This is a genomic window from Amycolatopsis thailandensis (genome assembly GCF_002234405.1).
GTDB lineage: Bacteria > Actinomycetota > Actinomycetes > Mycobacteriales > Pseudonocardiaceae > Amycolatopsis > Amycolatopsis thailandensis.
Genome location: NZ_NMQT01000128.1, coordinates 1 through 692, shown reverse-complemented (window position 1 = coordinate 692; position 692 = coordinate 1). Strand labels below are relative to the sequence as shown.

General features: G+C 68.5%; 2 protein-coding genes. Both read left to right on the top strand.

Annotated features, from left to right (window positions below; translation table 11 throughout):
* On the top strand, window positions 1-218 hold a 218-nt coding region (locus CFP71_RS33670; RefSeq protein ID WP_143267224.1), incomplete at its 5' end, for an erythromycin esterase family protein.
* 126 nt (window positions 219-344) lie between these two features.
* The coding region (locus CFP71_RS33665; protein WP_167406366.1) for a sporulation protein at window positions 345-692 on the top strand (348 nt) is incomplete at its 3' end.

The window sequence follows — 692 nt, the reverse complement described above, 5'->3', positions numbered from 1 at the left end:
GGTCGAACGAGCACACCCTCGACAAGGTTCGTTTCGAGGACTTCTACCTCGACTTCCGCACCGCACCGCCCGCCGCCCGCGCCTGGCTGGACACCGCCCGGCCGACTCGCACGATCGGCACGCTGTTCCCCGTCGACCCCGTGGCCATCTCGCTCGGGCGTTCCTACGACGTCGTCATCCACCTGCACGACGTGCGCCAGGCCGATCTGGGAAGGTAGTGACGCCGCGCCCGTTTAGGGGTTTTTAACCCGGTTTGCCTGGCGTGCCGCGGCGGATCTCGGTAGTAGTCGAAGTGTTCGCTTTCGCGGCACCCCAGTTCCAGTACCCAGCGGAGGAAATCCCTGATGTTCAAACGGATGCTCAGCGCCTTCGGGGTCGGCGGCCCGTCCGTCGACACCGTGCTCGACTCGCCGCACGCCGTCCCCGGCGAGGTGATCACCGGACAGGTCCGCATCCAGGGCGGTTCGAGCGACGCCCAGATCGAAGAGATCCTGCTTTCGCTGGTGACCCGGGTCGAGGTCGAGCGCGGCGACCACGAGCGCGCCGGGACCGCGGAGTTCCTGCGGGTCAGCGCGGGCCGCAAGGTGAAGGTGGCGGCGGGGCAGCTGACCACCGTGCCGTTCCGGATCGCGCTACCTTGGGAAACGCCGATCAGCGCCGTCGGCGGGCGTGAGCTGCCGGGCATGGTCGTC